Origin of the sequence: Clavibacter michiganensis, from assembly GCF_016907085.1 — a bacterium.
Taxonomy (GTDB): Bacteria; Actinomycetota; Actinomycetes; order Actinomycetales; family Microbacteriaceae; genus Clavibacter; species Clavibacter michiganensis_O.
Genome location: NZ_JAFBBJ010000001.1, coordinates 2,978,366 through 3,001,149 on the forward strand (window position 1 = coordinate 2,978,366; position 22,784 = coordinate 3,001,149).

23 protein-coding genes are annotated in these 22,784 nt (G+C 74.9%); 10 read left to right on the forward strand and 13 right to left on the reverse strand.

The window, feature by feature from the left end; genetic code table 11:
* Window positions 1-12 precede the first annotated feature (12 nt).
* Window positions 13-447 (forward strand): hypothetical protein, encoded by a 435-nt coding sequence (locus JOE38_RS14180; protein ID WP_204576857.1) that lies wholly within the window; start codon window positions 13-15, stop codon window positions 445-447.
* Between the two features lie 12 nt (window positions 448-459).
* Here the strand turns inward: JOE38_RS14180 and JOE38_RS14185 are convergent, their stop codons facing one another.
* Both JOE38_RS14185 and JOE38_RS14190 read right to left on the reverse strand, forming a co-directional pair.
* Window positions 460-1,407 carry a dioxygenase family protein gene (locus JOE38_RS14185; protein ID WP_204576858.1) on the reverse strand — a complete coding sequence of 316 codons (948 nt, stop codon included), beginning with the start codon at window positions 1,405-1,407 and terminating at the stop codon, window positions 460-462.
* A 122-nt stretch (window positions 1,408-1,529) separates the two neighbouring features.
* Window positions 1,530-2,759 carry an FAD-dependent monooxygenase gene (locus tag JOE38_RS14190; RefSeq protein WP_204576859.1) on the reverse strand — a complete coding sequence of 410 codons (1,230 nt, stop codon included), beginning with the start codon at window positions 2,757-2,759 and terminating at the stop codon, window positions 1,530-1,532.
* Between the two features lie 108 nt (window positions 2,760-2,867).
* Here JOE38_RS14190 and JOE38_RS14195 point away from each other — a divergent pair, with 108 nt between their 5' ends.
* Entirely contained in the window at window positions 2,868-3,362 is a 495-nt protein-coding gene (locus JOE38_RS14195) for a MarR family winged helix-turn-helix transcriptional regulator (protein WP_204576860.1), read from the forward strand.
* 18 nt (window positions 3,363-3,380) lie between these two features.
* Here the strand turns inward: JOE38_RS14195 and JOE38_RS14200 are convergent, their stop codons facing one another.
* Complete coding sequence (locus JOE38_RS14200) at window positions 3,381-4,178, reverse strand: glycosyltransferase (protein ID WP_204576861.1); 798 nt, start codon at window positions 4,176-4,178, stop codon at window positions 3,381-3,383.
* Window positions 4,175-6,820, reverse strand: coding sequence for a PIG-L family deacetylase (locus tag JOE38_RS14205; RefSeq protein WP_307838890.1), 2,646 nt, complete (start codon window positions 6,818-6,820; stop codon window positions 4,175-4,177). Before JOE38_RS14205 ends, JOE38_RS14200 begins: the two co-directional genes overlap by 4 nt.
* 249 nt (window positions 6,821-7,069) lie before the next feature.
* On the opposite strand from JOE38_RS14205, the gene JOE38_RS14210 reads away from it, so the two are divergent.
* Entirely contained in the window at window positions 7,070-7,261 is a 192-nt protein-coding gene (locus tag JOE38_RS14210; protein ID WP_204576863.1) for a hypothetical protein, read from the forward strand.
* Window positions 7,262-7,339: 78 nt separating this feature from the next.
* Here JOE38_RS14210 and JOE38_RS14215 read toward each other — a convergent pair whose 3' ends face one another.
* Complete coding sequence (locus tag JOE38_RS14215) at window positions 7,340-8,260, reverse strand: phosphoribosylaminoimidazolesuccinocarboxamide synthase (protein WP_204576864.1); 921 nt, start codon at window positions 8,258-8,260, stop codon at window positions 7,340-7,342.
* Window positions 8,257-9,507: a phosphoribosylamine--glycine ligase gene (purD, locus tag JOE38_RS14220; RefSeq protein WP_204576865.1), complete on the reverse strand. Its 1,251-nt coding sequence runs from the start codon at window positions 9,505-9,507 to the stop codon at window positions 8,257-8,259. Before purD ends, JOE38_RS14215 begins: the two co-directional genes overlap by 4 nt.
* Before the next feature lie 378 nt (window positions 9,508-9,885).
* On the opposite strand from purD, the gene JOE38_RS14225 reads away from it, so the two are divergent.
* Together JOE38_RS14225 and JOE38_RS14230 are read left to right on the forward strand one after the other, a co-directional pair.
* Complete coding sequence (locus tag JOE38_RS14225) at window positions 9,886-10,266, forward strand: sterol carrier family protein (protein WP_012298433.1); 381 nt, start codon at window positions 9,886-9,888, stop codon at window positions 10,264-10,266.
* 56 nt (window positions 10,267-10,322) lie between these two features.
* Window positions 10,323-10,631: a hypothetical protein gene (locus tag JOE38_RS14230; RefSeq protein ID WP_012037441.1), complete on the forward strand. Its 309-nt coding sequence runs from the start codon at window positions 10,323-10,325 to the stop codon at window positions 10,629-10,631.
* 36 nt (window positions 10,632-10,667) lie between these two features.
* Here the strand turns inward: JOE38_RS14230 and purF are convergent, their stop codons facing one another.
* The gene (gene purF / locus JOE38_RS14235) at window positions 10,668-12,128 is read right to left on the reverse strand and encodes an amidophosphoribosyltransferase (RefSeq protein ID WP_086520057.1); all 1,461 of its coding nucleotides are present in this window, start codon (window positions 12,126-12,128) and stop codon (window positions 10,668-10,670) included.
* An 89-nt stretch (window positions 12,129-12,217) separates the two neighbouring features.
* On the opposite strand from purF, the gene purM reads away from it, so the two are divergent.
* Window positions 12,218-13,327 carry a phosphoribosylformylglycinamidine cyclo-ligase gene (gene purM, locus JOE38_RS14240; protein ID WP_204576866.1) on the forward strand — a complete coding sequence of 370 codons (1,110 nt, stop codon included), beginning with the start codon at window positions 12,218-12,220 and terminating at the stop codon, window positions 13,325-13,327.
* Window positions 13,328-13,462: 135 nt separating this feature from the next.
* Here purM and JOE38_RS14245 read toward each other — a convergent pair whose 3' ends face one another.
* Window positions 13,463-13,672, reverse strand: coding sequence for a DUF3073 domain-containing protein (locus JOE38_RS14245; protein ID WP_012037444.1), 210 nt, complete (start codon window positions 13,670-13,672; stop codon window positions 13,463-13,465).
* A 209-nt stretch (window positions 13,673-13,881) separates the two neighbouring features.
* Between JOE38_RS14245 and JOE38_RS14250 the strand changes: the two genes are divergently transcribed.
* Window positions 13,882-15,012: an FAD-dependent oxidoreductase gene (locus JOE38_RS14250; protein WP_204576867.1), complete on the forward strand. Its 1,131-nt coding sequence runs from the start codon at window positions 13,882-13,884 to the stop codon at window positions 15,010-15,012.
* 308 nt (window positions 15,013-15,320) lie between these two features.
* On the opposite strand, the gene JOE38_RS14255 is transcribed toward JOE38_RS14250, so the two are convergent.
* The 3 genes from JOE38_RS14255 to JOE38_RS14265 are packed head-to-tail and all read right to left on the reverse strand — an operon-like array spanning window position 15,321 to window position 16,917.
* On the reverse strand, window positions 15,321-15,884 hold the full coding sequence (locus JOE38_RS14255) for a DUF3618 domain-containing protein (RefSeq protein ID WP_204576868.1): 564 nt from the start codon (window positions 15,882-15,884) through the stop codon (window positions 15,321-15,323).
* Entirely contained in the window at window positions 15,881-16,300 is a 420-nt protein-coding gene (locus JOE38_RS14260) for a phage holin family protein (protein WP_204576869.1), read from the reverse strand. The genes JOE38_RS14255 and JOE38_RS14260 overlap by 4 nt, the downstream gene beginning before the upstream one ends.
* The gene (locus JOE38_RS14265) at window positions 16,297-16,917 is read right to left on the reverse strand and encodes a hypothetical protein (RefSeq protein ID WP_204576870.1); all 621 of its coding nucleotides are present in this window, start codon (window positions 16,915-16,917) and stop codon (window positions 16,297-16,299) included. The genes JOE38_RS14260 and JOE38_RS14265 overlap by 4 nt, the downstream gene beginning before the upstream one ends.
* Between JOE38_RS14265 and JOE38_RS15970 the strand changes: the two genes are divergently transcribed.
* Entirely contained in the window at window positions 16,892-17,026 is a 135-nt protein-coding gene (locus JOE38_RS15970; protein WP_275577788.1) for a hypothetical protein, read from the forward strand. The two genes, JOE38_RS14265 and JOE38_RS15970, sit on opposite strands and share 26 nt — an antisense overlap.
* 231 nt (window positions 17,027-17,257) lie before the next feature.
* Here the strand turns inward: JOE38_RS15970 and JOE38_RS14270 are convergent, their stop codons facing one another.
* Window positions 17,258-19,318, reverse strand: coding sequence for an APC family permease (locus JOE38_RS14270; RefSeq protein WP_204576871.1), 2,061 nt, complete (start codon window positions 19,316-19,318; stop codon window positions 17,258-17,260).
* Window positions 19,319-19,406: 88 nt separating this feature from the next.
* Window positions 19,407-20,072 carry a membrane protein YczE gene (gene yczE / locus JOE38_RS14275; RefSeq protein WP_204576872.1) on the reverse strand — a complete coding sequence of 222 codons (666 nt, stop codon included), beginning with the start codon at window positions 20,070-20,072 and terminating at the stop codon, window positions 19,407-19,409.
* A gap of 63 nt (window positions 20,073-20,135) precedes the next feature.
* On the opposite strand from yczE, the gene yczR reads away from it, so the two are divergent.
* Complete coding sequence (yczR, locus tag JOE38_RS14280) at window positions 20,136-21,599, forward strand: MocR-like transcription factor YczR (RefSeq protein ID WP_204576873.1); 1,464 nt, start codon at window positions 20,136-20,138, stop codon at window positions 21,597-21,599.
* 160 nt (window positions 21,600-21,759) lie between these two features.
* Entirely contained in the window at window positions 21,760-22,737 is a 978-nt protein-coding gene (locus JOE38_RS14285) for a trypsin-like serine peptidase (RefSeq protein ID WP_204576874.1), read from the forward strand.
* Window positions 22,738-22,784 lie beyond the last annotated feature (47 nt).

The following is a 22,784-nucleotide window of genomic DNA, read 5'->3' on the forward strand; positions in this document are numbered from 1 at the left end:
TACGGTCGAGGCATGGATCAGACAGTGCTCGACGGGTCGTGGCTCGGCAGCTCCGGGTGGCTCACGCTCGCCCTCGTGAACGCGGGGCTCGCGGAGCAGAAGGGCCGATCCCGGTGGAACTGGTTCCTCGTCTCGATCGTCCTCGGGCCGATCGCGACGTTCTTCATCGTGACGTGGGACCGCGTGCCCGCGCCCGGCGCCGCGCCCCGTCCGCTCGAGGCGCCGACGAACGGGCTCCTCGCCGTGGGGATCGGCCTCGCGGCGCTGGCCGTCGTGAGCGCGGTCGTCGCGGCGATCGGCGGCGACTCCGGCCTGTGGATCCTCGCGGCCGCGCTCGCGGTCGCCGGGGCGGGCTCCCTGGTCCTGCACGTCCTCGCGCACCGGCGCTGGGCGGCGCTGCAGGCGGCACGTGGGCGGGCCCCCGGGGTCGGTTCCGACGGGGTCTGAGCCTCGACCCCCCTAGCGGTCGCCGCCCGGCGGGGTGCCGCCCGGACCACCCATGCCGCCGCCGCCCGCGGGCGCGGATCCCGCCGTCGGCGTCGTCGCGGTGTCGACGCGGGCCGTGAGCGCGACGCGGTAGCCGGACGTCGCGTCGCCCGTCACCTGGCCGAGCTGCAGGGCGCCGCCGTCGTCGCCGAACACGTTGTCGGAGTCGAGCGAGACCTGGGCGAGGTTCGCGCTCGATCCGGCGTACTCGGAGAGCGCGTAGACGGTCGTGCAGGCGTCCTCCGGCAGGGCGACCTGCGAGGTCGCGATGGCCTTCGTGGCGTCGGTGATGTCGTCCACGGTCGGGTAGACCTCGAAGTGGATGTGCGGCCAGCGGCCCGAGTAGCAGGCCGGGAACACCGACGTGAAGGACACCGAGCCGTCGTCGCCCGCGACCTGCACGCCGCGCAGGTACGTCTCCTCGGTGATCCCGTCGGAGTACATCGAGTAGCCGCCCGCGGCGTCGCAGTGCCAGACGTAGACGGCGGCGCCCGCGAACGGCACGTCGCCGTTCGCGGTGTCGAGGATCGTGAGCGTGAGCGCCATGGGCACGCCCGCCGCGGTGGTGCCGCCGTCGAGGCTCGAGCGGATGTCGCTGCGGACGATGCCCGAGCGCTCCAGGACGTCCGGTCCGTTGGATCCGTCGCCCGGGTATGGCCCCGCGGTCTCGTCGGGGATCTCGCCCTTCGACGCGGCGGCGCTCGCCGTGCCGCCGGATCCCGCGGCCCCGGCCGTGCAGGCCGCGAGCGCGACGGATCCGATGCCCGCCCCGAGGTAGGCGAGCACGGCCCGGCGGCTGAGCAGGGTGCGCAGGTCGAAGCCGGCGCCCTGGTCGACCACCTCCTCGTCGGCGCGGGCGAGCAGCCGGCCCTCGTAGGCGGGGCCGTCGGGCGTGCGGTCGGGTTCGGGGATGCGGGTCACGGGTCGTACCTCCTGGTCGGACGTCCCGGCGATCGGGACGGCACCACCGTGCCGGGCGGTCCGATGGGCCGGCCATGGCGATCCGATGAGCTCGCCAAGAGCCGCCGCCCGGGCCCCGACCGTCAGCCGCGCAGCCGCGGGTAGGCGGCGAGCGTCGGCGCGTGGCGCGCGCTCGTGAGGAGGAAGCGGTCGGCGAATCCGCGGACGGGCCGCGACGCGGCCACCCGCACGGCGCCGCGCAGCACCCGCTGCCCGATCGCCGACGACGGGTGCGTGAGCCGCGCGCCGCCCGGCGGCAGCCCCTGCGCGCTGTCGGCGTAGCGGCGGAGCTGCCCCTCGTAGCGCGCGAACGCGGCCGCGAAGGTGTCGGCCGGATCCGCGAGCGCGCGTCCCAGCTCGCCCGCGAGCACGTGCGCGGCGACCAGCGACAGGGTCGTGCCCATGCCGGTGGGGCCGGATCCCCACGCCGCGTCGCCGAGGAGCGCGATGCGTCCCTTCGCCCACGTCGAGACGATCACCTGCTCCATGCGCTGCGTGTAGAACTCGTCCGGCCGGGACTGGAAGCCGTCGAGGATCCGCTCGACCTGCCAGCCCGTGCCGCGGAAGCGCGCGCGGAGCACGGTCATCTGCGCGTCGAACGGCAGCTGCTCGAAGCCGGACGGCTCCGACTCGAACGACAGGCTCGCGCGGATCGTCCCCTCGTCGTCCGGCCGGATGGTCGCGTTGCGCGCGCCGCGTCCCGTGAGGAAGTCCCAGTAGCCGGTGTCGCCGGGGATCCGGTCGATCGTCCCGTAGGCGATGCTCACGCCGTGGTCGCGGAGGGTGGTCTCCTCGGCGAACGCCAGTCGACGCGTGCGGGAGCTGCGGCCCTCGGCGACGAGCAGGAGGTCGTAGCGCTCGCGGGATCCGCTCGCGAGCTCGACGTCGACGCCCGTCGCGTCCTGCTGCACGCCCGTGACGAGGTCGCCGTAGCGGATCGCGACGTCGTCCCGCACGAGGTCGACGAGGATCCCCGCGAACCGGCCGCGCAGGATCTCCACCTCGGCCGTCGGCCCGTCCTCGCCCTCCGCGCGGGGGAAGGTCGCGATCACGCGGCCGTCCTCGTCGACGAAGCGCGTGCCGTCCTCGCCCGTGAGGTTCGCCATCACGACGTCCTCGATGCCCATGCGCCGGAGGACGTCGCGGCCGAGGCCGCGCACGTCGATGTTCTGCCCGGCCTGGCGCTGCTCGGCCGAACGCTCGAGGAGGGTCACGTCGAAGCCCTCGCGGTGCAGGCCCCAGGCGAGCGCGGGTCCGGCGATGCTGGCTCCGGTCACGAGGACCCTCGGGCGGTGGTGGGTGGTGTCGGCCATGGGGGATCTCCTCGATCGTCGGGCTGCCCCGGGATCCCGGGCGCGAGTAGACTCTATGGCGTAGATGCTTCATGGTGAAGTATTCTGGGCGACTCGGAGGATCACGACATGTCCCACACCATCGCGGTCCCGGGGGACCGCTCCGAGGTGCTCGAGCGGCTGCGGGACTACACGACCGCGTTCGACGAGTCGGTGCGGCAGCTGGCCGCGGCCGTCGGGCTGCCGACGACGGACACCACGGCCCTCGCCGAGGTCATCTGGGCGGAGACCGCCGGCCGGGCGCTGTCGCCGGCCCGCCTGTCGGAACGGCTGCACCTGACCTCGGGGGCCACGACCGCGCTCATCAACCGGCTGGAGGGCGGCGGGCACATCGGGCGGAGCCGCGAGAGCGACGACCGGCGGGTGGTCACGCTGCGGCCGACCGCCGTGTCCCGGGCGCGCGTGATGGACGTGCTGCAGGGCGCTCAGGTCGAGGTCGACCGGGCGCTCGACGGGTTCACCGCCGAGCAGCTCCGCACGGCGGCCGCCGTCATCCGGGCGGTCGCGGACGGGACCGCGGCGGGGACCCGCGGGATGGCGGGCGACGGCGCGGCGCGGAGCTGAGCGGGGACGCTCGTCCGGTCAGCCCGCGGGGACGCAGGGGCTGTCGCAGCCCGCGGCGCGCCGGCGCTCCAGCTCCCGCTCGCGCGCCCGCTCCAGCAGCGACACGTGCAGGTACCCCGCGTAGCCGCCGGGCGTGCGCCCCTCGCGGCGGCTCGAGGTGAGCACCTCGCCCGCCGCCGACGCCGTGACCCGCGCGTCGAGGTCGCGGAGACGGGTGACGAGGTCGACGTCCTCGTGCTCCGCGACGGCCGGGAACCCGCCGGCCGCGACGTACGCGTCGGCGCGCACGCCGAGGTTCGCGCCGTGCACGTGCCCGTTGGCGTGGCCGGGCACGCGCGTGGCGCGCCAGGCCGCGATCTGATCCGGGCTGAGGTCGTCGAGCTCCGGGCGGACGGTGCCGACGACCACGTCGGTCCCGGCGTCCGCGAGCTCGAGCTGGCTCGTGATCCACGCGGGCGGCACCGCGGAGTCGGCGTCGGTGCACGCGATCCAGTGCTCGGCGTCGTCGCCGTCCCAGCCCGCGCGGGCCGCGTCGACCCCCTGGGCGCGGGCGGCGCCCACGCGTCCGGCCGCGCTCTCGATGACCTCGACGCCGGCGGCGCGCGCCACCTCGGCGGTGCGGTCCCGGCAGTCGTCGGCCACGAGGATCACGCGCACGCGGACCCCGGCCGCCCGCGCCCGGGACGCGGCCACCTCCACCGACGCGAGGCAGCGGCCCACCAGCTCCTCCTCGTCGCGCGCGGGGATGACGACCGTGACCGCGCGGATCCGCGGGGCCGGCTCCGACCCGGCCACCGCGGCCGACCCGCCCGTCACCGCAGCCCCGTGCGCGTCGCGACCGAGCGCGGATCCGCCGACAGCACCTCGAGCAGGAAGTCGTCCTCCTCGTGCCGCATCAGCACGTGCAGGCCGGGGACGGCGGCGAGCCGCGCGTGCACCTCGTCGCCCGTGCGCCGGAAGTCGCCCTCCGGGTGCCGCCAGTGGCAGGCGACCAGCGTGCCGGCGGCGCCGAGGGCCTCGGGCAGGACGGCGAGCACGCGGTCGAACGCGGCGTCGTCGAGGTAGTAGCCGACCTCGCTCATCACGACGAGGTCGAAGCCGCCGGCGGGCCAGTCGGCGCCCACGTCGCGCACCTCGAGGCGCACGTGCGGCGCGTCGGCGAGGCGCACGCGGGCCCGCTCGACGGCGGTCGGCGCGACGTCCACGGCCAGCAGCTCGTCGACGCGCTCGGCGAGGCCCGCCGTCGTCACGCCGATGGAGCAGCCGATCTCGAGCGCCCGGCCGTAGCGCTCGTCGGGCAGGGCCGCGAGGGTGGCGAGGCGCTTGCGGCGCTCGTACCAGCGGGTCGTGACGCGCCACGGATCCTCGGCCCGCGCGTACGCGGCGTCGAAGCGCTCGGCGGCGGAGGGAGACGCGGGGGTGCCATCGCCCACGATCAGCACCTCGCGGTCGCGGTCGGCGTGGCGGAGGAAGCCGGGCTGCAGCACGGCCGCGTCCTCCGGGGCGTCGGAGAGCGGATCCACCTGGCTGGCGTGCGCGCGGATCGCCGCCCGCTTCGCCGCCCGCACGTGCGCGTCGAGCGGCAGGGCGCGCATCGCGGCCCACGGCACGCGCGGGTCGTCGGGCGTCGCCCAGTGCCACATCCACACCGGGTACTCGACGAGGTGGATCCCGCGCTCGGCGGGCAGCGCGCCCACCAGCTCGGCGACCACCTCGCCCGTGACGCGGTGGTCCCGGTGCCCGTCGCCGCGCCAGGGAGCGGCGACCCACGTGCCCGGCGCGGTGTCGGCGAGGAGCGCGGCGAGGTCGTCGCGCACGGCGTCGCGGCGCTCGCGGATCCCGCCGTCGGGGTGGCCGAGGAGCACCAGCTGGGCGTCGGGCGCGACGGCGTCGAGGGCGGCGCGGGCCTCGTCGCGGCGGAGGGCGACGAGCTCGTCGGGGGTGCGCGTGGGGGATCCGGGGTGCGATGCGGCGCCGTCCGTCACGATCACGAGGGTCACCGGCACGCCGCGCGCGGCCGCGGTCGCCATGAGGCCCGCGGCGCCGATCGACTCGTCGTCGGCGTGCGCGGAGACGACGAGGAGCGCGGCCATCCCGGAGAGGTCGGGGGCGGTGAGCTCGTCCCAGCGCGGATCCGCGTCCCAGGCGTCCGCGTCGGTGCCGGGCTCGCGCGCGTCGAAGGCGACGCCCGTCGCGGGGATCCGCGCGGCCTCGATCGCGGGATCGGGAGTCGTCGACGGGTCCGGCGTCGTGCCTGTCGTGTCCGCGTGCGCGCCCGCATCCGCCGTCGTGTCCGCCGCCGCGGCCCGCCGAGTCGCCTCCGCGAGCGCCCCGCCGAGCGAGGCGTCGTCGCGCTCGGCGTGATGCTGCCGCACGTACAGCCCGAGGTCGGCCACGCGCTTGGCGTGATCCGCGTCCTGCGCCAGCGGGGCCGGCCCGAGCGCGTGCGCGACGTGCGTCAGCGTCTCGTCCACCGCCCGGGCGACGACGGCCCGCACGCGCTTCGCGAGCAGCCGCCCCTCCTCGCCCGAGGCGAGCCCGCGGTCGACCAGCAGGGCCGCCTCGGCGAGGGACGCGCGCGCGCCGTCGAGCGCCGCGTCGACCGCGCCCAGGTGCATGAGCAGCAGCCGGTCGGCGCCCTCGCGGGACGCGGCCCGGAGCAGAGTACGGGCCAGCCCGACCGCGCCGCCGTACCAGCACGCCGCGACCTGGATCCCGCCCCAGTGGAACCCGGGCCGCTCGAGGTACCAGCCGGGCGCGCCCACGCGTCGCGCCGCCACGTCGCGCATCCGCAGCGGCCCGCTCGGGACCTCCACGAGCCCGCGGGCGACCCAGGCGCCGGGCACGACCTCGACGCCGGGCTGGCGGAGGTCGACGGCGAAGAGGCCGCGCGAGCCGTCGTCGACGGCGGCGGTGATGAGCGCGTGCGTCAGCGATCCGGCGAGCGAGCACCACGGCTTCGTGCCGGACAGCCGCACCGCGTCCGGCCCGTCGGCGTCCGCCACGGCCGTCAGCGGATCCCCGCCGCCCTCGGCCGCGAAGACGCCCCACGTGCGTGCCTCGGCGCGTCCGTCCGCGTCGTCCGATCGCGCGCCCGCGGCGGAGCCGCCGCCCGCGGCGACGCGCTCCTGGTCGAGGATCGCGAGCGCGTCGAGATGCGGCTCGACCGTGCGGGCGATGCCCAGGTCGGCGGCGGCGAGCGTCGCGAGCGCCTCCCAGAGGTCCGCCGTGCCGCCGGCACCCGGCCGGGCACCGCCGTCGCCGAGCGCGACGGCGAGCTCCAGCGCCCGCTCCGTCGTCCATCCCCCGCCCGCGGGCGTCGCCGCGAGCGCCTCGCGCACGAGGGAGACGGCCGGCCCGGGGCGGTCATCGCCCGGCGGCACGGCGCCGGACGCGAGGCGGACGCGCGCCGGAGCGGTCGCGTCGGGGGCGGATGCGGGCAGGGGACCGGATGTCACGGGGAAGGGCGCCAAATCGTCGAGGGGTCGTCCGGGCGGGCCCGGTCGTCCTCCCGAACCTACAAGCGTCCGCGCCCGGCTGCCGGGCTCGGCGCGTCGCACCGCGGCCACCCCGGTCCCGGATCCCGGCGACGCTGCCGGATGTGGCAGTCTGGCGGCCTCGGATCCCCCGGTCACGTGGGTGTGGGACCCTGACGGCAGGGCTGGGGCGCGATCCGCACCGTCCACGCACGACAGAGGGGACCCACCATGGACCAGCACACCGACCCGCAGGCCGACCAGCCCACGCCCGAGGCGGTCGAGGAGTTCGAGCGCCTCGCCGTCCTGAAGATGGGCGGCCAGGACATCGAGGGAGCCCTCGACGAGCTCCCCGACGCGGACGCCCGCGAGGTGGCGGAGGTCGCCATCGACCGCGTCGTCCGCGGGTACGACCACCTCTAGCCGGATCCGCGCCGGGCGCCTCCCGCCGGCCGGCCGCCCCGCGATCGAGTCCGGTCGCGCCGGTGACGGCCGTCGCCCCTAGCGACCGGTGAGCCGCGCGATGAGCTCCCGGTACCGCTCCGCCGTCCGCTCCACGATCTCCTGCGGCAGCACGGGCGGCGTCCCGGTGCGATCCCAGTTCGCCGCCAGCCAGTCCCGCACGATCTGCTTGTCGAAGCTGTCGGTCCGGTTGCCGGTCGCGTACGCCTCGGCGTCCCAGTAGCGCGACGAGTCGCTCGTGAGCACCTCGTCCGCCAGGGTCGTGATCCCCGTGCGCGGGTCGATCCCGAACTCGAACTTGGTGTCCGCGAGGATCACGCCGCGCTCCTCGGCGATGGCCGACGCGCGGCGGTACACGTCGAGGGAGAGGTCGCGCAGGCGCGCCGCCTCCTCGTGCCCCACGAGCTCCTCGGTGCGCGCGAACGTGATGTTCTCGTCGTGCTCGCCCTGCGGCGCCTTCCACGCGGGCGTGTAGATCGGCTCGGGCAGCCGGTCTCCCTGCGCGAGGCCGGCGGGCAGCGGGATGCCGCACACCGTGCCGTGCTGGCGGTACTCCTCCCAGCCGGATCCCGCGAGGTAGCCGCGCACGACGCACTCGACGGGCAGCATCTCGAGCACCCGGCAGAGCATCGCGCGGCCCTCCACGGCCTCCGGGATGCCGATGCGGTCGAGGGTCGGCCCGTCCACGAGGTGGTTCGGCACCTCGAGCCGGTCGAACCACCAGAGGCTGAGCTGGGTGAGGAGCTCGCCCTTGCCGGGGATCCCCGGCTCGAGCGCGAAGTCGTAGGCGCTCACGCGGTCGGTCGCGACGACCAGCACGTGCGGCTCGCCCTCGAGCGCGCGGTCGTCGGTGTCGTCGATCGCGGGGCTGAACAGCTCGCGGACCTTGCCCGAGTACGCGTGCTCCCAGCCCGGGAGGTCCCAGTCGGCGGCGTGGCCCGCGGGCGTCCCGGCGCTCATCGGACCACCTGCGCGGCGATGTCGGTGCGGTGCTGCGACCCGTCGAGCGACAACCGCCCGACGGCCTCGTAGACGCGCGACCGCGCCTCCACGAACGAGGGCCCCGTGGCGACGACGCTGAGCACGCGCCCGCCGGTGGCCACGAGCCCGGAATCGGATTCCGCGGTGGCGGCGTGCGCGATGCTCACGCCCTCGACGCTCTCCGCCTCCTCGACGCCCCGGATGACGCGACCGGTCAGCGGCGCCTCCGGGTAGCCCTCGCTCGCGACGACCACGGTGACCGCGACGTCGTCGGAGAACTCCGGCCGCGCCACCCCGCCGAGCTCGCCCGACGCGGCCGCGAGCAGCAGCTGCGAGAGCGGCGTGACGAGGCGCGGCAGCACGACCTGCGTCTCCGGATCCCCGAACCGCGCGTTGAACTCGATGACCCGGATGCCGTCCGCGGTGAGGATGAGGCCGCAGTAGAGCAGCCCGATGAACGGCGTCTGCTCCGCCGCGAGCTTCCGCACGGTGGGCAGCGCGATGGTGTCGATGACCTCGTCGACGAAGCCGGCCGGCAGCCAGGGCAGCGGCGAGTACGCGCCCATGCCGCCCGTGTTGGGCCCCGCGTCGCCGTCGCCCAGCCGCTTGTAGTCCTGCGCGGGGGAGAGGGGGACCACGTCGTGCCCGTCGGAGAGGAGGAAGAGCGACACCTCCTGCCCGGCGAGGAACTCCTCGACGAGCACGGTGCCCTGGCCGAGGTAGTGCCGCGCGTGCTCGAGGGCCAGCGTGCGGTCGGCGGTGACCAGCACGCCCTTGCCCGCGGCGAGGCCGTCGGCCTTGATGACGTAGGGGGCGCCGTACTCGTCGAGCGCGGCCTCGACCTCGTCGACGGTGCCGGCCTGGGCGGCGCGGCCCGTCGGCACGCCCGCCTCCTCCATGATGCGCTTGGCGAAGGTCTTGGATCCCTCGAGGGCGGCGGCGGCCCGGCCCGGCCCGAAGACCGGGATGCCCCGCGTGCGCAGAGCATCCGCGACGCCGGCGACGAGCGGCGCCTCGGGCCCCACGACGACGAGCTCGAAGCCCTCCCCGAGCGCGTGCTCCGCGACCACCGTCGGGTCGTCGATGTCCATCTTCACCACCGGCACGACGCGTGCGATGCCCGCGTTGCCGGGCGCCGCGACGATCTCGTGGCCCGCGTCCTCCCGGAGCAGGGCCGTGACGATGGCGTGCTCGCGCGCACCGGAACCGAGTACCAGGATCTTCACGCCCCCACCCTATCGACGCCGACCCCGCCGGTCGGGGCCCCTGGGGGCGCCGGCGGCTGCGCCGCATCCGCGTCCCGGGGAGGGGGATCGGAGGGCGGGAGGCCGACCCGCCGCGGGTACGGCACGGGTCGGCTCCCTGCCCGCTCCGGCGTTCTTCGGGTCCGCCGGCGGGCGCATCGTCCCTGCCCTCCCGACGCCGGGGGAGGCGACGGGAGGGAGGACGTCCTGCCGTGCCGGGCGGGTCGTGTCACCGCGGGGCACTTCCATACACGGTAATGGATGTCCCCCAAAGCGCGGACACGGGGCGACGCCCCAGTAGGAGGGGTGCGGCGGCCCCGGCCGGACGGCCGGACCCCGCCCCTCTGGTATCCTGGGACGATGGCCAAGGCGCGCATCCACCCCACCGTCGGACAGCCAGCCGTGCGGGCCGCGCTCGCCCAGGGCGCCGACGCCGACCGGGAGACGCGGGCCACCGCGGTCCGCTTCCTGCTGCAGTCGCTGGCGGATCTCGCGCCCGGCGGCACCGTCGAGGTGCGCGTCCCGCCGTTCGGCGCCGTCCAGTGCATCGAGGGCCCCGGCCACACGCGCGGGACGCCCCCGAACGTCATCGAGACCGATCCCGCCACGTGGATCGCGCTCGCCACGGGCGGCACGACCTGGGACGCGGGCGTCGAGGCGGGCGCCGTGCGCGCGTCCGGCCTCCGCGCCGACCTCCGCGGCCTCCTCCCCGTGCCGTGGGAGCTCCCCGCCGACCGCTGAGCGCCGGGGCGGCCGTCGGTTCGCCTGCCGTCCGTGGCACGGGGGATGATGGACCCATGACCGACGCCCGACCCCAGCCCGACGACGAGCGCCGCACCGAGGTCCTCGTGCGGCGGTCCCCCCGCTACTTCCGCTTCATGGGCGTCGGAGCTGTCCTCGGGATCATCGTGGCGATGGTCCTCACGCTCACGTTCCCGCCGAACCCGGAGTTCTCCGAGGCGCAGGTGCTGGCGTTCCTCGCGCTGTTCGCGGTCGTCCTCTTCGGCGGGCTCGCGGCGCTGATCGCGCTGGCGCTGGACCGCGCGGCATCGCGCCGCTCCCGCGTCCTCACCGCCGAGCGCGAGCGGGGCGAGCCGGGCGCCTGATCCCGCGCCCGACCACCCGCCGCCCCGGCGGGCCGATCAGCTGAGCTGCGTGCGCTCCAGCCAGGACAGGTACTCCGGCGTCACGTTGCCGGTGATGTACTCGCCCGTGAAGCAGCTCATCTCGAGGTCCTCCACGCCGGTGGACCCCTCGAGGATCGCATCGCGCATGTCCGCGACCTCCTGGTAGATGAGGTGGTCGGCGCCGAGCTCGGTCGCGATCTCGGGGATCTTGCGCCCGTGCGCGATGAGCTCCTGCCGCGACGGCATGTTGATCCCGTACACGTGCGGGTAGCGCACCGGCGGCGCGGCGGAGGTGAACGTCACCTTGTTGGCGCCGGCCTGGCGGGCCATGGTGACGATCTCGCGGCTCGTCGTGCCGCGCACGATGGAGTCGTCGACGATGAGGATGTTCTTGCCCTGGAACTCCGAGCTCATCGCGTTCAGCTTCTGCCGCACCGACTTCTTGCGCTGCGCCTGCCCCGGCATGATGAACGTCCGGCCGACGTAGCGGTTCTTGTAGAAGCCCTCGCGGTACTCGATGCCGAGCGTCTGCGCGACCTGCATGGCCGACGGCCGGGACGAGTCGGGAATCGGCATGACCACGTCGATGTCGCCCGCCGGGCTGTGCTCCGCGATGGTGGCCGCGAGCCGGTTGCCCATGCGCAGGCGCGCGTCGTAGACGCCGATGCCGGACATGACCGAGTCGGGCCGCGCGAGGTACACGAACTCGAACGCGCAGGGGATGAGGCGCGGCGTGGGGTGGCACTGGCGCGCGTGCATCTCGCCGTCCATCGTGATGAAGACGGCCTCGCCGGGCGCCACGTCGCGCACGATCTCGTAGCCGAGCGACTCCATGACGAGCGACTCGCTCGCGACGACCCACTCCATCCGACCGCCCTCGAGCTCGCGGCGGCCGAGGGTGAGCGGGCGGATCCCGAACGGGTCGCGGAACGCGAGCAGCCCGTGCCCGGCGATCATGGCGATGGAGGCGTACGAGCCCTGCACGCGCTCGTGCACGCGCTCGACGGCGGTGAACACCTGGTCGGGATCCAGCGCCATGCCGGACACCTGCGACTGCAGCTCGTGGGCCAGCACGTTCACGAGCAGCTCGGTGTCGGAGCTCGTGTTGGTGTGGCGGCGATCCACGTGGAAGAGCTCCTGCGCCAGCTCACGCGTGTTGGTGAGGTTGCCGTTGTGCACCAGGACGATGCCGTAGGGCGCGTTCACGTAGAACGGCTGCGCCTCGTCCTCGTCCGTGGCGCTGCCCTTGGTGGCGTACCGCACGTGGCCGAGGCCCATCGTGCCGAGCAGCGATCGCATGTCGCGCGTGCGGAAGGCCTCGCGGACCTGGCCGCTGAGCTTCTTCACGTGGAAGGTGTTGCCCTCCGCGGTGGCGATGCCGGTGGAGTCCTGACCGCGGTGCTGCAGGAGCAGGAGGCTGTCGTAGACGAGTTGGTTGACGGGTTCGGACGATACGACGCCGACGATGCCGCACATGCTTCGGCTGACTCCTGAAGAGTAGAAGAGGTGGGGGAGCGGCCAGTCTCCCACACGGGAGCGACGCGCCCGGCCGCTACCCTGTACGCGTGACCACCAAGAGCTCGTATGCAGAGGCCGGCGTCGACACGGAGGCCGGCGATCTCGCGGTCCAGCTGATGAAGGAGGCCGTCTCCCGCACGCACGGCCCCGAGGTCATCGGCGGATTCGGCGGATTCGCGGGGCTGTTCGACGCGAGCGCCCTCACCCGCTTCCGCCACCCGCTCCTCGCGACGTCCACCGACGGCGTCGGCACCAAGGTCGCCATCGCGCAGGCCATCGACAAGCACGACACCATCGGCCAGGACCTCGTGGGCATGGTCGTCGACGACATCGTCGTGGTCGGCGCGCGCCCCCTCTTCATGACCGACTACATCGCCTGCGGCAAGGTCGTGCCCGCGCGCATCGCCGACATCGTCGCCGGCATCGCGCGCGCCTGCTCCGACACCGGCACCGCCCTCGTCGGCGGCGAGACGGCCGAGCACCCCGGGCTCCTCGGGCCGGACGACTACGACGTGGCCGGCGCCGCGGTCGGCGCGGTCGAGGCCGACGCGGTGCTCGGATCGGAGCGCGTCCGCGACGGCGACGTCGTGCTGGCGCTCGCCTCCAGCGGCCTTCACAGCAACGGCTTCTCGCTCGTGCGCCACATCCTCGCCACCGCCGGCATCGGCTTCGGCGACACCTCGGCCGAGCTCGGCGGCGTGGTCGGCGAGGTGCTCCTCGAGCCGACGCGCCTCTACACGACGCCGCTCCTCGACGTGCTCGCGCAGCCGGGGCTCGGGGCCGGCGTGCACTCCATCAGCCACGTCACGGGCGGCGGGATCGCGGCCAACCTCGCGCGCGTGCTGCCCCGCGGGTCCTTCAGCGAGCTCGAGCGATCCACCTGGTCACCGCCCGCGGTCTTCCGCGCGCTCGCCGGCATCGCGGGCTCGACGCTCGAGAGCGCCGAGGGCACCTGGAACCTCGGCATCGGGATGATCGCCGTGGTCGACGCCGCGGCCGCCGACGGCATCGCGCACGCGCTCACCGCCGCGGGCATCCCGACGTGGGAGGCCGGCCGCGTGACGATCGGCGACGCGCCCGCGGGCGCCGGCTTCGAGCAGGGCGCCAAGGGCGTCGACGGCGGGGCCGTGCGCCTCACCGGTCGCTACCGCGACTGATCCGCGGCGCGCCCGGCGCGTCCGACCCGCGGGCCGGCGCCGCGGCCGGTCGCGCGACACAGCGGGCGCACATGAGCGGACCCGCCTCACCAGGAGGCGGGTCCGACGCTCATCCGGCCGGGGCCGGATGCGGGTTCAGGCGCGCTTCTGCTCGTCGCCCGGGACGTAGGCGTCCGGCTCGTCCGCGTACTCGTCCCACTTGGCGGCCTCGGCCGCGTACTGCTCGTCGACCGCCCCGTGGGTGGTCAGCTCGCGCTCCAGCTGCGTGTAGTCCACATTGGGACTGAACGACTTCAGCTCTCGCGCGATCTTGGTGTGCTTAGCTTTTTGACGGCCGCGCCCCATGCGAGACCCCCTCACGACTCAGGCCCCGACGGGCGGTGACAACGCTGGATGCAGCGGACAGGGATTGGAGAAAACCTAGGGGCTACCCTAACATGTGGCCCTCGTCGTCCCGGGCGTGTCCTCCCCGTCCGGAGAGCGTGCACGGGCATCGTACGACCTCGTCCCGGGATCGCCCTGCGCCGGGGAGCGGGCGCTAGCCTGGTCGTCCCATGAGCTCCGAACCGGCAGAGACCCAGGTCGTGGTCATCGGTGCCGGACAGGCCGGGCTCTCCGTCGCGTACCACCTGCAGCGGTTGGGCCTCCGCATGGGCACCGACGCCGTCGTGCTCGACCGCGGGCCCACGACCGGAGGCGCCTGGCAGCACCGCTGGGCGGCGCTCCGCCTCGGATCCGCGCACCGCGTGGCCGACCTCCCCGGCATGTCCGAGCTCGGCATCTCGTTCGCGACGGCCGATCGGCGGCTGCCGGCCCGCGACGTCGTGCGCGACCACTACGCCCGGTACGAGCAGCACTTCGACCTGCGGGTCACCCGCCCCGTGGAGGTGCGCGCGGTGCTCGACGCGGACGTCCCGCCGCCCGCCGCATCGCGTCGCCGCGCCGCCCACCCCTCGGACTCCGCCCGCCCCCTCCTCGTGCGCGCCACGGACGGAGACCGCGTCGCCCGGTTCGTCGTCAACGCCACCGGCACGTGGGGCGCGCCGTTCATCCCCTCGTACCCCGGGCTCGGGACCTTCCGGGGTCGGCAGCTGCACACGTCCGGCTACCGCGCGGCAGCCGACCTGCGGGGGCTCCGCGTGCTCGTCGTGGGCGGCGGCACCTCCGCCATCGGGTTCCTCCTCGAGCTGGAGGGCGTGGCCGCGCGCACCATGTGGTCGACGAGGCGTCCCGTCGACTTCCTCGAGGCGGGCGAGCTCGACGTCGAGGCCGCCGTGCGTGCGGTGGACCTGCAGGACCAGGCCGCGCGCGCAGGGGAGGCGCTGCCGAGCATCGTCAGCGGGACGGGCGTGCCGCGCACGCGGCGCATCGTCGCCGGGATCCGGCGCGGGGTGCTCGACAGCCGGGGGCCCATCGCGCGCTTCGAGGAGGACGGGGTCGTCTGGGCGGACGGCGGGCGTGACCAGGTCGACGCGGTGATCTGGGCCACCGGCTTCCGCCCCGAGATCCGCCATCTGGCGCCGCTGGGCCTCCGGGAGAAGGAGGGCGGCGTGCGCGTCGAGTCCGGTGTCTCCGCGCGGGACCCGCGGGTCTTCCTCGCGGGCTACGGACCGCAGGCCTCGACGATCGGCGCGAACCGCGCGGGTCGACGCGTCGCCCGGCAGGTCATCGCGGCCCTCGGCTGAGGTGCCGCGGAGGGCATCCGCGGAGGAGGGGTCGTGGGGGCCGGCGCCGTCCGCGGGAACTCGCGGCGGGCCCCCACGTCCATCCGGACCTCACGGGTCGGTCCGGACGTGATCCGACCGGCGCGGGGTGCGCCGGCATTGGCGCACCCCGCGGCCTGATCGACCTGCACGAGCTCTCGGGGGAAGAGTTCGTGCACCAACGAGTCTACAGCCGTGTCCTCCTTTTCGAGGACACGGGGGCACCCGCCGGTGGCATGGCGGAGGGGAGCCGCGCCGTCGGGCACGGCTCCCCTCCGAGAGCGGGTCGGTCAGCTGCGCGCGTCGACCTGCACGGCCTGCTTCGCGTCCTGCGCCGACGACTGGACGTCCTGCGCGGTCGACTGCGCCTCGGATCGCACGGTGCCGGCCGAGTCCGTCGCGGTGTCCTTGACGGCCGCGGCGGCCTGCTGCGCGGGCTCCTTGAGCTCGGACGCGACGTCCTTGGCCGCGTCGGTCGCCTTCTCGACGAGCGGCTGCGCCTTGTCCTTGACGGTCGAGGCGAGCTCCTTCTCCTTGTCGCTCGCCGGGATCAGCGCGGCGATGAGCAGGCCGGCGCCGAACGCGACGAGGCCGAGGCCGAGGAGGTTGCCCTGCGCCTTGGCCTTCGCGCCGCCCGCGGTGCCGGAGACGGCGTCCCCGACGTTCGCGCGGGCATCGCTCGCGGAGCCGAGGACGCTGTCCTTCACGTTCGACAGGGCGCCGCGCACCTTGTCCGTCTGGCGCTGGGCCACCTTCGCGGGCGTGACCTTGTCGGCCACGGCGTCCACGTCGATGCTCAGCTCGTTCCGCGTGCGCTCGATCTCCGCACGGATCTGCTCCGGGTTGTCGCTCATCGGTCTGCCTCGTTCCTCTTCATCGCTTCGGGGATCTTCTTGACGGTCTCGGCCGTGCGGGGCGCGCCCTGCACGGTCTTCAGCTGCCTGCGGCCCTGCAGGTACATGACCAGGCCGATGACGGCCCAGATCACGGCCACGACGACCGCGGCCCAGGCCAGGTTGTCGAACCAGTACGACAGGGCGTACATGAGGGCGACGGAGAGGAAGAACACGGCCATGAGGCCCGCGTATCCCGCGCCGCCCAGGAGGCCGGCGCCCTTCCCGGCCTTCTTCGCCGAGTCGCTGATCTCCGCCCTGGCGAGGGCGATCTCCTGGCGCATGAGCGTGGAGACGTCCTTCGTGACGTTCCCGAGGAGGTCGCCGAGGCTGGTGCTCGCGGCCTTCTCCTCGGACGGGGTGCGTCCGTCGGTCATGCGCGCGATCCGCCGGACGTGCCGCCCGCGCCGAAGGTCCCGGCCAGCGGATCGGCGGTGCGCGTCTGGTCGTGGAGCGGCGTGGAGGCGCCGTCGGATCCGACGCCGACCGGCTCGTCCGTGCTGAGGGCGGTGGGCGACGCGGGGGTCGTCGCGCCGGTCGACGGCGTCGGCTGCTCGGCTTCCTCCTGGTCGTGCGCCTCGCTGGTGAGCGAGCGCGTCAGGCGGCCCGCGGCGACGCCCGCCACGACGGCGAGGCCGACGAACAGGCCCGGGCGGCGGCGCGCGAAGTCGGTCACGTCCTTCAGGAGGGTGCCCGGGTCGCGGCCCTCGAGGTACGAGGCGGCGCTGCCGCTGCGCTGGGCGACCTGGGAGACGAGCTCGCTCGCGAGGCCCGTGCTCTCGGACTTGTCGCCCATGTCGCGCAGCTCGTCGCTGAGGGTGCGGAGGCTGCCCGCGGCGCGCTCCTGCTGGATCCCGGTCTGCTCGCGGAGCTGGTCGCGCGTCTGCGCCAGGAGGTCCTGCGCCTGCGACTTCACCTCGGACGCGACCTTCGAGGCCTCGTCCTTCGTGACGCCGGCGACGTGCTGGGTGCCGGCCTTCGCGTCGCCGGCCACGGAGGCGGCCTGCTCCTTCGCGGTGTCCTTCGTGCTGCTGCTGCTGCTGCCGCCGGTGGTGTCGCGACCGGTCGTGCTCGTGCCGGTCGGGCCGGTCGTGCCGGGCTAGGCCGGGACGGGGACGGTGGCGTGCGCGTCGTCGGCGGAGGATCCGCCGCCCGCGGGCGACGCCGGTGTGAGGTCGTTCGACATGTGGTTCCCTCTCGGTGCTCGAGTTCCCCAGGGCTCGGGCCCGGGGAGTCCACACGCAACTCCGGGAGGTGGGGCAGTGCATAGCCCCCGCCTAAATGAGAGGGCCCCTAACTATTCGTGCGCAGATGCGCTATGGGGGTGGCGCCTGCTACGGCGTCTGGCGGCCGCTGGTGTGCTTGACGGGCGTCGTCGGCGGCGGGCCGGGGCGACGCGAGACCGGGCGCACCGGCTCGCCGCGGCGGTCCTGCCCGGGCACGGGGCGCGAGCGGCGGCCGTAGATGAGCTCCGACGAGTCGAGCAGCCACGGCACCAGCGCGAGCGTGACGCCGTGCACGAGGAGCAGCTTCTGACGGATCCGCCGGGCCTTGTGGTTGTGCAGCAGCGTCTCCCACCAGTGGCCGACGATGTAGACGGGCGTGTAGACCGTGATGATCTCGCTGCCGTGCTCCGCGCGGCGGGACTTCAGGTACTTGATGAGCGGGAAGCTGATGTCGCGGTACGGGGAGGCGACGATGCGCAGCGGCATCTCGATCTCCATCTCGATCCACTGGCGCTCGAGCAGCTTCGTCGCCTCGTCGTCGACGGACACATGCACCGCCTCGATGCTGTCGTGGTTCGCCGCGATCGCGTAGTCGAGCGCCTTGAGCACCGGCTTCTGCATCCGGCCGACGAGCACGACCGCGTGGTCGCCCGTGGATCCGAAGACCGTGACCGGATCGACCTCGATCTCCTTCTCCACGTCGCGGTAGTAGCGGTTGACGCCGAGCATGAGGAGGAACAGCACCGGCATGATCGCGAAGACGAGCCAGGCGCCGTGGGTGAACTTGGTGATGGTGACGACGATGAGCACGAGCGCCGTGAGCAGCGCGCCGAACGCGTTGATGGCGAGGCCGCGGATGACCTCGCCGCGGTTCGCGCAGCCCTCGCGGAGCATGCGGGTCCAGTGCACGACCATGCCGGTCTGCCCGAGGGTGAACGACACGAAGACGCCGATGATGTAGAGCTGGATGAGCTGCGTGAGGTTCGCCTGGTAGACGACGAGGATCAGCGTCGCGCCGAGCGCCAGGAGCAGCATGCCGTTGCTGTAGACGAGGCGGTCGCCGCGCGTGAGCAGCGACTTGGGCGCGTAGGCGTCCTTCGCGAGCACGGAGCCGAGCAGCGGGAAGCCGTTGAACGCGGTGTTGGCGGCGAGGAGGAGCACGGCGGCGGTGGTCGCCTGCAGCAGGTAGAACATCACGCTGCCGTTGCCGAATGTGGCCCCCGCGACCTGCGCCATGAGGCTCTTCTGCGGCTCGGTCGCGCACTCCGCCCAGCCCTGGAGGTCGCACGGGTGCTCGCCGTAGTGCACGCGCGCGATGAGGGCGAGGGTCGTGAGGCCCACGAACAGGACGATGGCGGTGCCGCCCATGATCACGAGGGTGGCCTGCGCGTTCTTGACCTTCGGGGTGCGGAACGCGGGCACGCCGTTGGAGATGGCCTCGACGCCCGTGAGCGCCGAGCAGCCGCTCGAGAACGCGCGGAGCAGCAGGAGGATGAAGGCGACCTGCGACAGGGCCGGCGTGTCCACCGTGTACCCCGCCGACTCGGCGACGGGCGGGTCGCCGAGAGCGGTGCGGGTGAGGCCCACGACGATCATCACGCCGACGCTCGCGATGAAGAGGTACGTCGGCACCGCGAACGCCTTGCTCGACTCGCGCACGCCGCGGAGGTTCACGGCCGCGAGGAGCGCGACGAAGAAGACCGCGATCTCGACACGGAACGGCGCGATCTCCGGGATCGCGCTGATGATGTTGTCGACGCCCGAGGCCACCGACACCGCCACGGTGAGGATGTAGTCGACGAGGAGCGCGGACGCGACGACGAGGCCGGCCTTCTCGCCGAGGTTCTTGTGCGCCACCTCGTAGTCGCCGCCGCCCGACGGGTAGGCCTTGATGAGCTGGCGGTAGCTGAGCACCACGACGACCAGCAGGATCACGACGCAGGCCGCGACCCAGGGCGCGAAGCTCAGGAACGCGAGGCCGCCGAGCGTGAGGATGAGGAGCAGCTCCTGCGGGGCGTACGCGACGGAGCTGAGCGGGTCGCTCGCGAAGATGGGGAGCGCGAGGTGCTTGGGGAGCAGCTGGCCCTCGAGCTTGTCGCTGGCGAGCTTCTCGCCGATGAGCAGCCGCTTGGCGGGGCTGCTCTCGGGAGCCTGGGGGTCCGGAGTCACGAGCGGCCACGATACATGGCGACGCGCCCGGGCCGCGACGGTGCCGGGAGCGGGCCGTGAGGCCGCTGGATCCCCGTCGTCCCGCGGACTACCCGACCGTCGCGACCGGGCCCGTCGGCAGGGTGCCCGCCGGGTCGTCCGGGGCGGCGCCGCGCGTGCGGCGGCGGGGTGCGCGGGCGGGCACGGGCAGGTCGAACAGGGGGAGGGTGCGCTGCACGATGGGGCCGATCAGCAGCGCGAACGCGAGCGTGCCGACCCCCACGTCCCCGCCGAGCGCCCAGCCGATCGCGAGCACCACCAGCTCGATGCCGACGCGCACGCGCCACACCGGCCAGCCCGTGCGGCGGTGGATCCCGGTCATGAGGCCGTCCCGCGGGCCCGGGCCGAAGTGCGCGCCGATGTAGAGGCCCGTCGCGAACCCGAGGAGGACGAGGCCGGCGGCGAAGAGCGGGACGCGGATCCACAGGCTGTCGACCGCCGGGACGACGGCGAGCGCGACCTGCGCGCTGTAGCCGACGAAGAGGACGTTGAGCACGGTGCCCCAGCCGGGACGCTGGCGGATGGGGATCCAGAGCAGCAGCACGAGCGCGCCGATGATGTTGGTGGCGACGCCGAAGGGGATGCCGGTCTTCAGCCCGAGGCCCTGGCTGAGGACGTCCCAGGGGGAGACGCCGATGGTGGCCTGGAGCATCATGCCGATGGCGAAGCCGTAGAGGAAGATGCCGATGGCGAACTGGACTGAGCGACGGAGCATGGGGGAGATCCAATCGCGCCCGGGGGTTGCGCGACAAGAGGCCAATCGACAGGCTGTGGCCTCATGGCCCTCGCTGGATCCGCTCCCTCCGCCGTCCTCGGCCCGTCCACCCTCACGGCGCTGCTGGGGGAGTGGGCACGGCCCGGTGCCCCGGCCTACCAGGCGCTCGCCGACGGGATCCGGCACCTGGTGCTCGACGGGCGCGTGCCCGTGGGAGCGCGCCTCCCCGCCGAGCGGGAGCTCGCGGCCGCGCTCGGCCTCAGCCGCACCACGGTCGCGGCGGCCTACGCGGCGCTGCGCGGGACCGGTCACCTCGCGAGCCGCCGCGGCTCGGGCAGCGTGACGAGGATCCCCCGGAGCGCGCCCCGCGCCGAGGGCGACGGCCGCGAGGTGGCGGACATGAGCCGCGCCGCCGTGCCCGCGGCACCCGCGCTCGCCGACGCCGCGACGCGCGCCGCCGCCCGGCTGCCCGCGCACCTCGAGGGGCACGGCTACGACGTCGACGGGCTGCCGGAGCTGCGCGAGGCGATCGCGGCCCGCTACCGCGCGCGCGGCTTGCCGACCGAGGTCGACGACGTCATGGTGACGGTCGGCGCGCAGCACGCGATCGGCCTGCTCGCCTCCGTCCTCGTGCACCGCGGCGACCGCGCGCTCGTCGAGCAGCCGAGCTACCCGCACGCGATCCAGGCGCTGCGCGACGCGGGCGCCCGGCTCGTCGGGGCGGGCGTCGGCGCCGACGGCTGGGACGAGGACGTGCTCGAGCAGACGATCCGCCGCACCCGGCCCGCGCTCGCGTACCTCATGCCGGACTTCCACAACCCGACGGGCCGCACGATGCCCGAGGACCAGCGCGCGCGGATCGTGGCGCTCGCCGAGGCGCACGGCGTGACCGTGATCGCGGACGAGACGACGGCCGAGCTCGACATCGACCGGGCGACCGCCCATCCGCCGCTCGCCGTGCACGGGTCGCCGGGCGCGGTCGTGCTCGTCGGGTCGGTGGGCAAGACGGTGTGGGGCGGGCTCCGCGTCGGCTGGATCCGCGCCGGCCGGCCGCTCCTCCGCGAGCTCGCCCGCGCGCGCTCGGCCCGCGACCTCGGCACGCCCGTGCTCGAGCAGCTCGTGGTGGCCGAGGTGCTGGGCGGGATGGACGGGATCCTCGCGGAGCGCCGCGCCCGCCTGCTCGAGACGCGCGACCACGTCGAGGCCGAGCTCGCGCGTCGGTTCCCCGGGTGGGAGGTCCCGCACGTCGACGGCGGGCTCGCGGTGTGGGTCGGGATCGGCGCGCCCGTGAGCACGGAGCTCGCGCTGGCCGCCCGCTCGCGCGGGCTGGCGATCACGGGCGGGAGCAGGTTCGGGCACGACGGCGCGTTCGAGCGGTTCCTCCGGATCCCCATCACGGCGCCGCCCGCCGCGACCGACCGCGCGCTGGACATCCTCGAGGAGGCCTGGCGCGGTCTCGCGCCCTCCGTCGGCCGGCTCGACCTCGGCGGGGAGCACGACGTGGTGGACCGGTCGGTCCTGGTCTGACGGCCGCATCCCGGCCCTGGGGACGCGACCGTCGGCGGGCGGGCGGATCCCGGTACCGTCCAGGCGTCCGCGCGTCCCCCGAGGGCCGTCCTCCACCACCTCCGCGTCGGCGAGCGACGTCCCCGTCGGGTCGCGAACCGCACGAGCCTGGAGGAACGACATGCGCATCCATCCGCGATCCACCACCACCTCGACCCCGGCGGCCCCGGCCGCCTCCCGCCCCCGATCCCGACGGAGGACGACCACCGGCGTCGCGCTGGCGCTCGCCGGCGGCCTCGCCTCGTCGGCGTTCCTCGCGGCGCCCATCGCGGCGTCGGCCGAGGACGCGTCCGTCGTCGTCGCCCCCGCGTCGGCGGCGGCCGCCGCCACCGCGCACTGGACGCCCGAGCGCCGCGCCGCGGCCCTCGCCGCCTCGCCCGCGGTCGCCGCGTCCGTGTCGACCTCCGCCGCGACGGCCTCCCCGGAGTCCGTCTCCGACGCCGCCGGCGCCGCCGTGCCGCACCCGGACCAGCCGTTCGTCGGGGTCCTCTTCTCCGTCGACGGCGGACGCGACCGCGCCTGCACCGCGAGCGTCGTCGACACACCCGACGGCGACGTCATCGCGACCGCCGCCCACTGCCTGGTCGACCGGCGCAGCGGCAGCGCGACCACCCTGGCCACGTTCATCCCCGGAGCCCAGGGCGCCACGGCGCCCCACGGCATCTGGCCGGTGCGCGTCGCGGCCGTCTCCTCCGCGTGGACCACGAGCGGCCGTCCCTCGGACGACGCCGGGTTCGCCCGCGTGAGCGGCCCCGCGGGCGAGGTGCTCGCGGCGTCGGTGGGCGCGGCCGAGCCCGTCTTCGGGACGACCCTCGTGCCGGCGACCGGTCAGGCGCCGAGCCTCGCGATCCTCGGCTACCCGGCCGCCGGATCCGCGACGGCCGCGCTCGAGGCGTGCGAGGGCCGCCCGCAGCACGACGCCGGCGGCCAGACCTCCCTGCCGTGCACGCTGGGGAAGGGCGCTGCCGGATCCCCGGTGCTGACGTTCACCGGCGAGCAGCGCGCCGTCGTCGCGCGTCCCTCCGCGGGGCGCGGCGTGCTCCTCGCCACGTGGGGCGCCGACGCCGAGCGGGCGCTGACCTCGCTGCACGGGCGATAGCGATCGCCCCGGGCCACGGTCCGGTGTCCGCCGAGCGCCGGACACCG

Coding starts and splice junctions, on each gene's coding strand:
- yczR (WP_204576873.1), top strand. CDS start 20,136: ATGGCCCTCGCTGGATCCGCTCCCTCCGCCGTCCTCGGCCCGTCCACC.
- JOE38_RS14225 (WP_012298433.1), top strand. CDS start 9,886: ATGGCCAAGGCGCGCATCCACCCCACCGTCGGACAGCCAGCCGTGCGG.
- yczE (WP_204576872.1), bottom strand. CDS start 20,072: ATGCTCCGTCGCTCAGTCCAGTTCGCCATCGGCATCTTCCTCTACGGC.
- JOE38_RS14195 (WP_204576860.1), top strand. CDS start 2,868: ATGTCCCACACCATCGCGGTCCCGGGGGACCGCTCCGAGGTGCTCGAG.
- JOE38_RS14190 (WP_204576859.1), bottom strand. CDS start 2,759: ATGGCCGACACCACCCACCACCGCCCGAGGGTCCTCGTGACCGGAGCC.
- JOE38_RS14245 (WP_012037444.1), bottom strand. CDS start 13,672: ATGGGGCGCGGCCGTCAAAAAGCTAAGCACACCAAGATCGCGCGAGAG.
- JOE38_RS14250 (WP_204576867.1), top strand. CDS start 13,882: ATGAGCTCCGAACCGGCAGAGACCCAGGTCGTGGTCATCGGTGCCGGA.
- purF (WP_086520057.1), bottom strand. CDS start 12,128: ATGTGCGGCATCGTCGGCGTCGTATCGTCCGAACCCGTCAACCAACTC.
- JOE38_RS14285 (WP_204576874.1), top strand. CDS start 21,760: ATGCGCATCCATCCGCGATCCACCACCACCTCGACCCCGGCGGCCCCG.
- JOE38_RS14215 (WP_204576864.1), bottom strand. CDS start 8,260: ATGAGCGCCGGGACGCCCGCGGGCCACGCCGCCGACTGGGACCTCCCG.
- JOE38_RS14180 (WP_204576857.1), top strand. CDS start 13: ATGGATCAGACAGTGCTCGACGGGTCGTGGCTCGGCAGCTCCGGGTGG.
- JOE38_RS14230 (WP_012037441.1), top strand. CDS start 10,323: ATGACCGACGCCCGACCCCAGCCCGACGACGAGCGCCGCACCGAGGTC.
- JOE38_RS14210 (WP_204576863.1), top strand. CDS start 7,070: ATGGACCAGCACACCGACCCGCAGGCCGACCAGCCCACGCCCGAGGCG.
- JOE38_RS14260 (WP_204576869.1), bottom strand. CDS start 16,300: ATGACCGACGGACGCACCCCGTCCGAGGAGAAGGCCGCGAGCACCAGC.
- JOE38_RS14255 (WP_204576868.1), bottom strand. CDS start 15,884: ATGAGCGACAACCCGGAGCAGATCCGTGCGGAGATCGAGCGCACGCGG.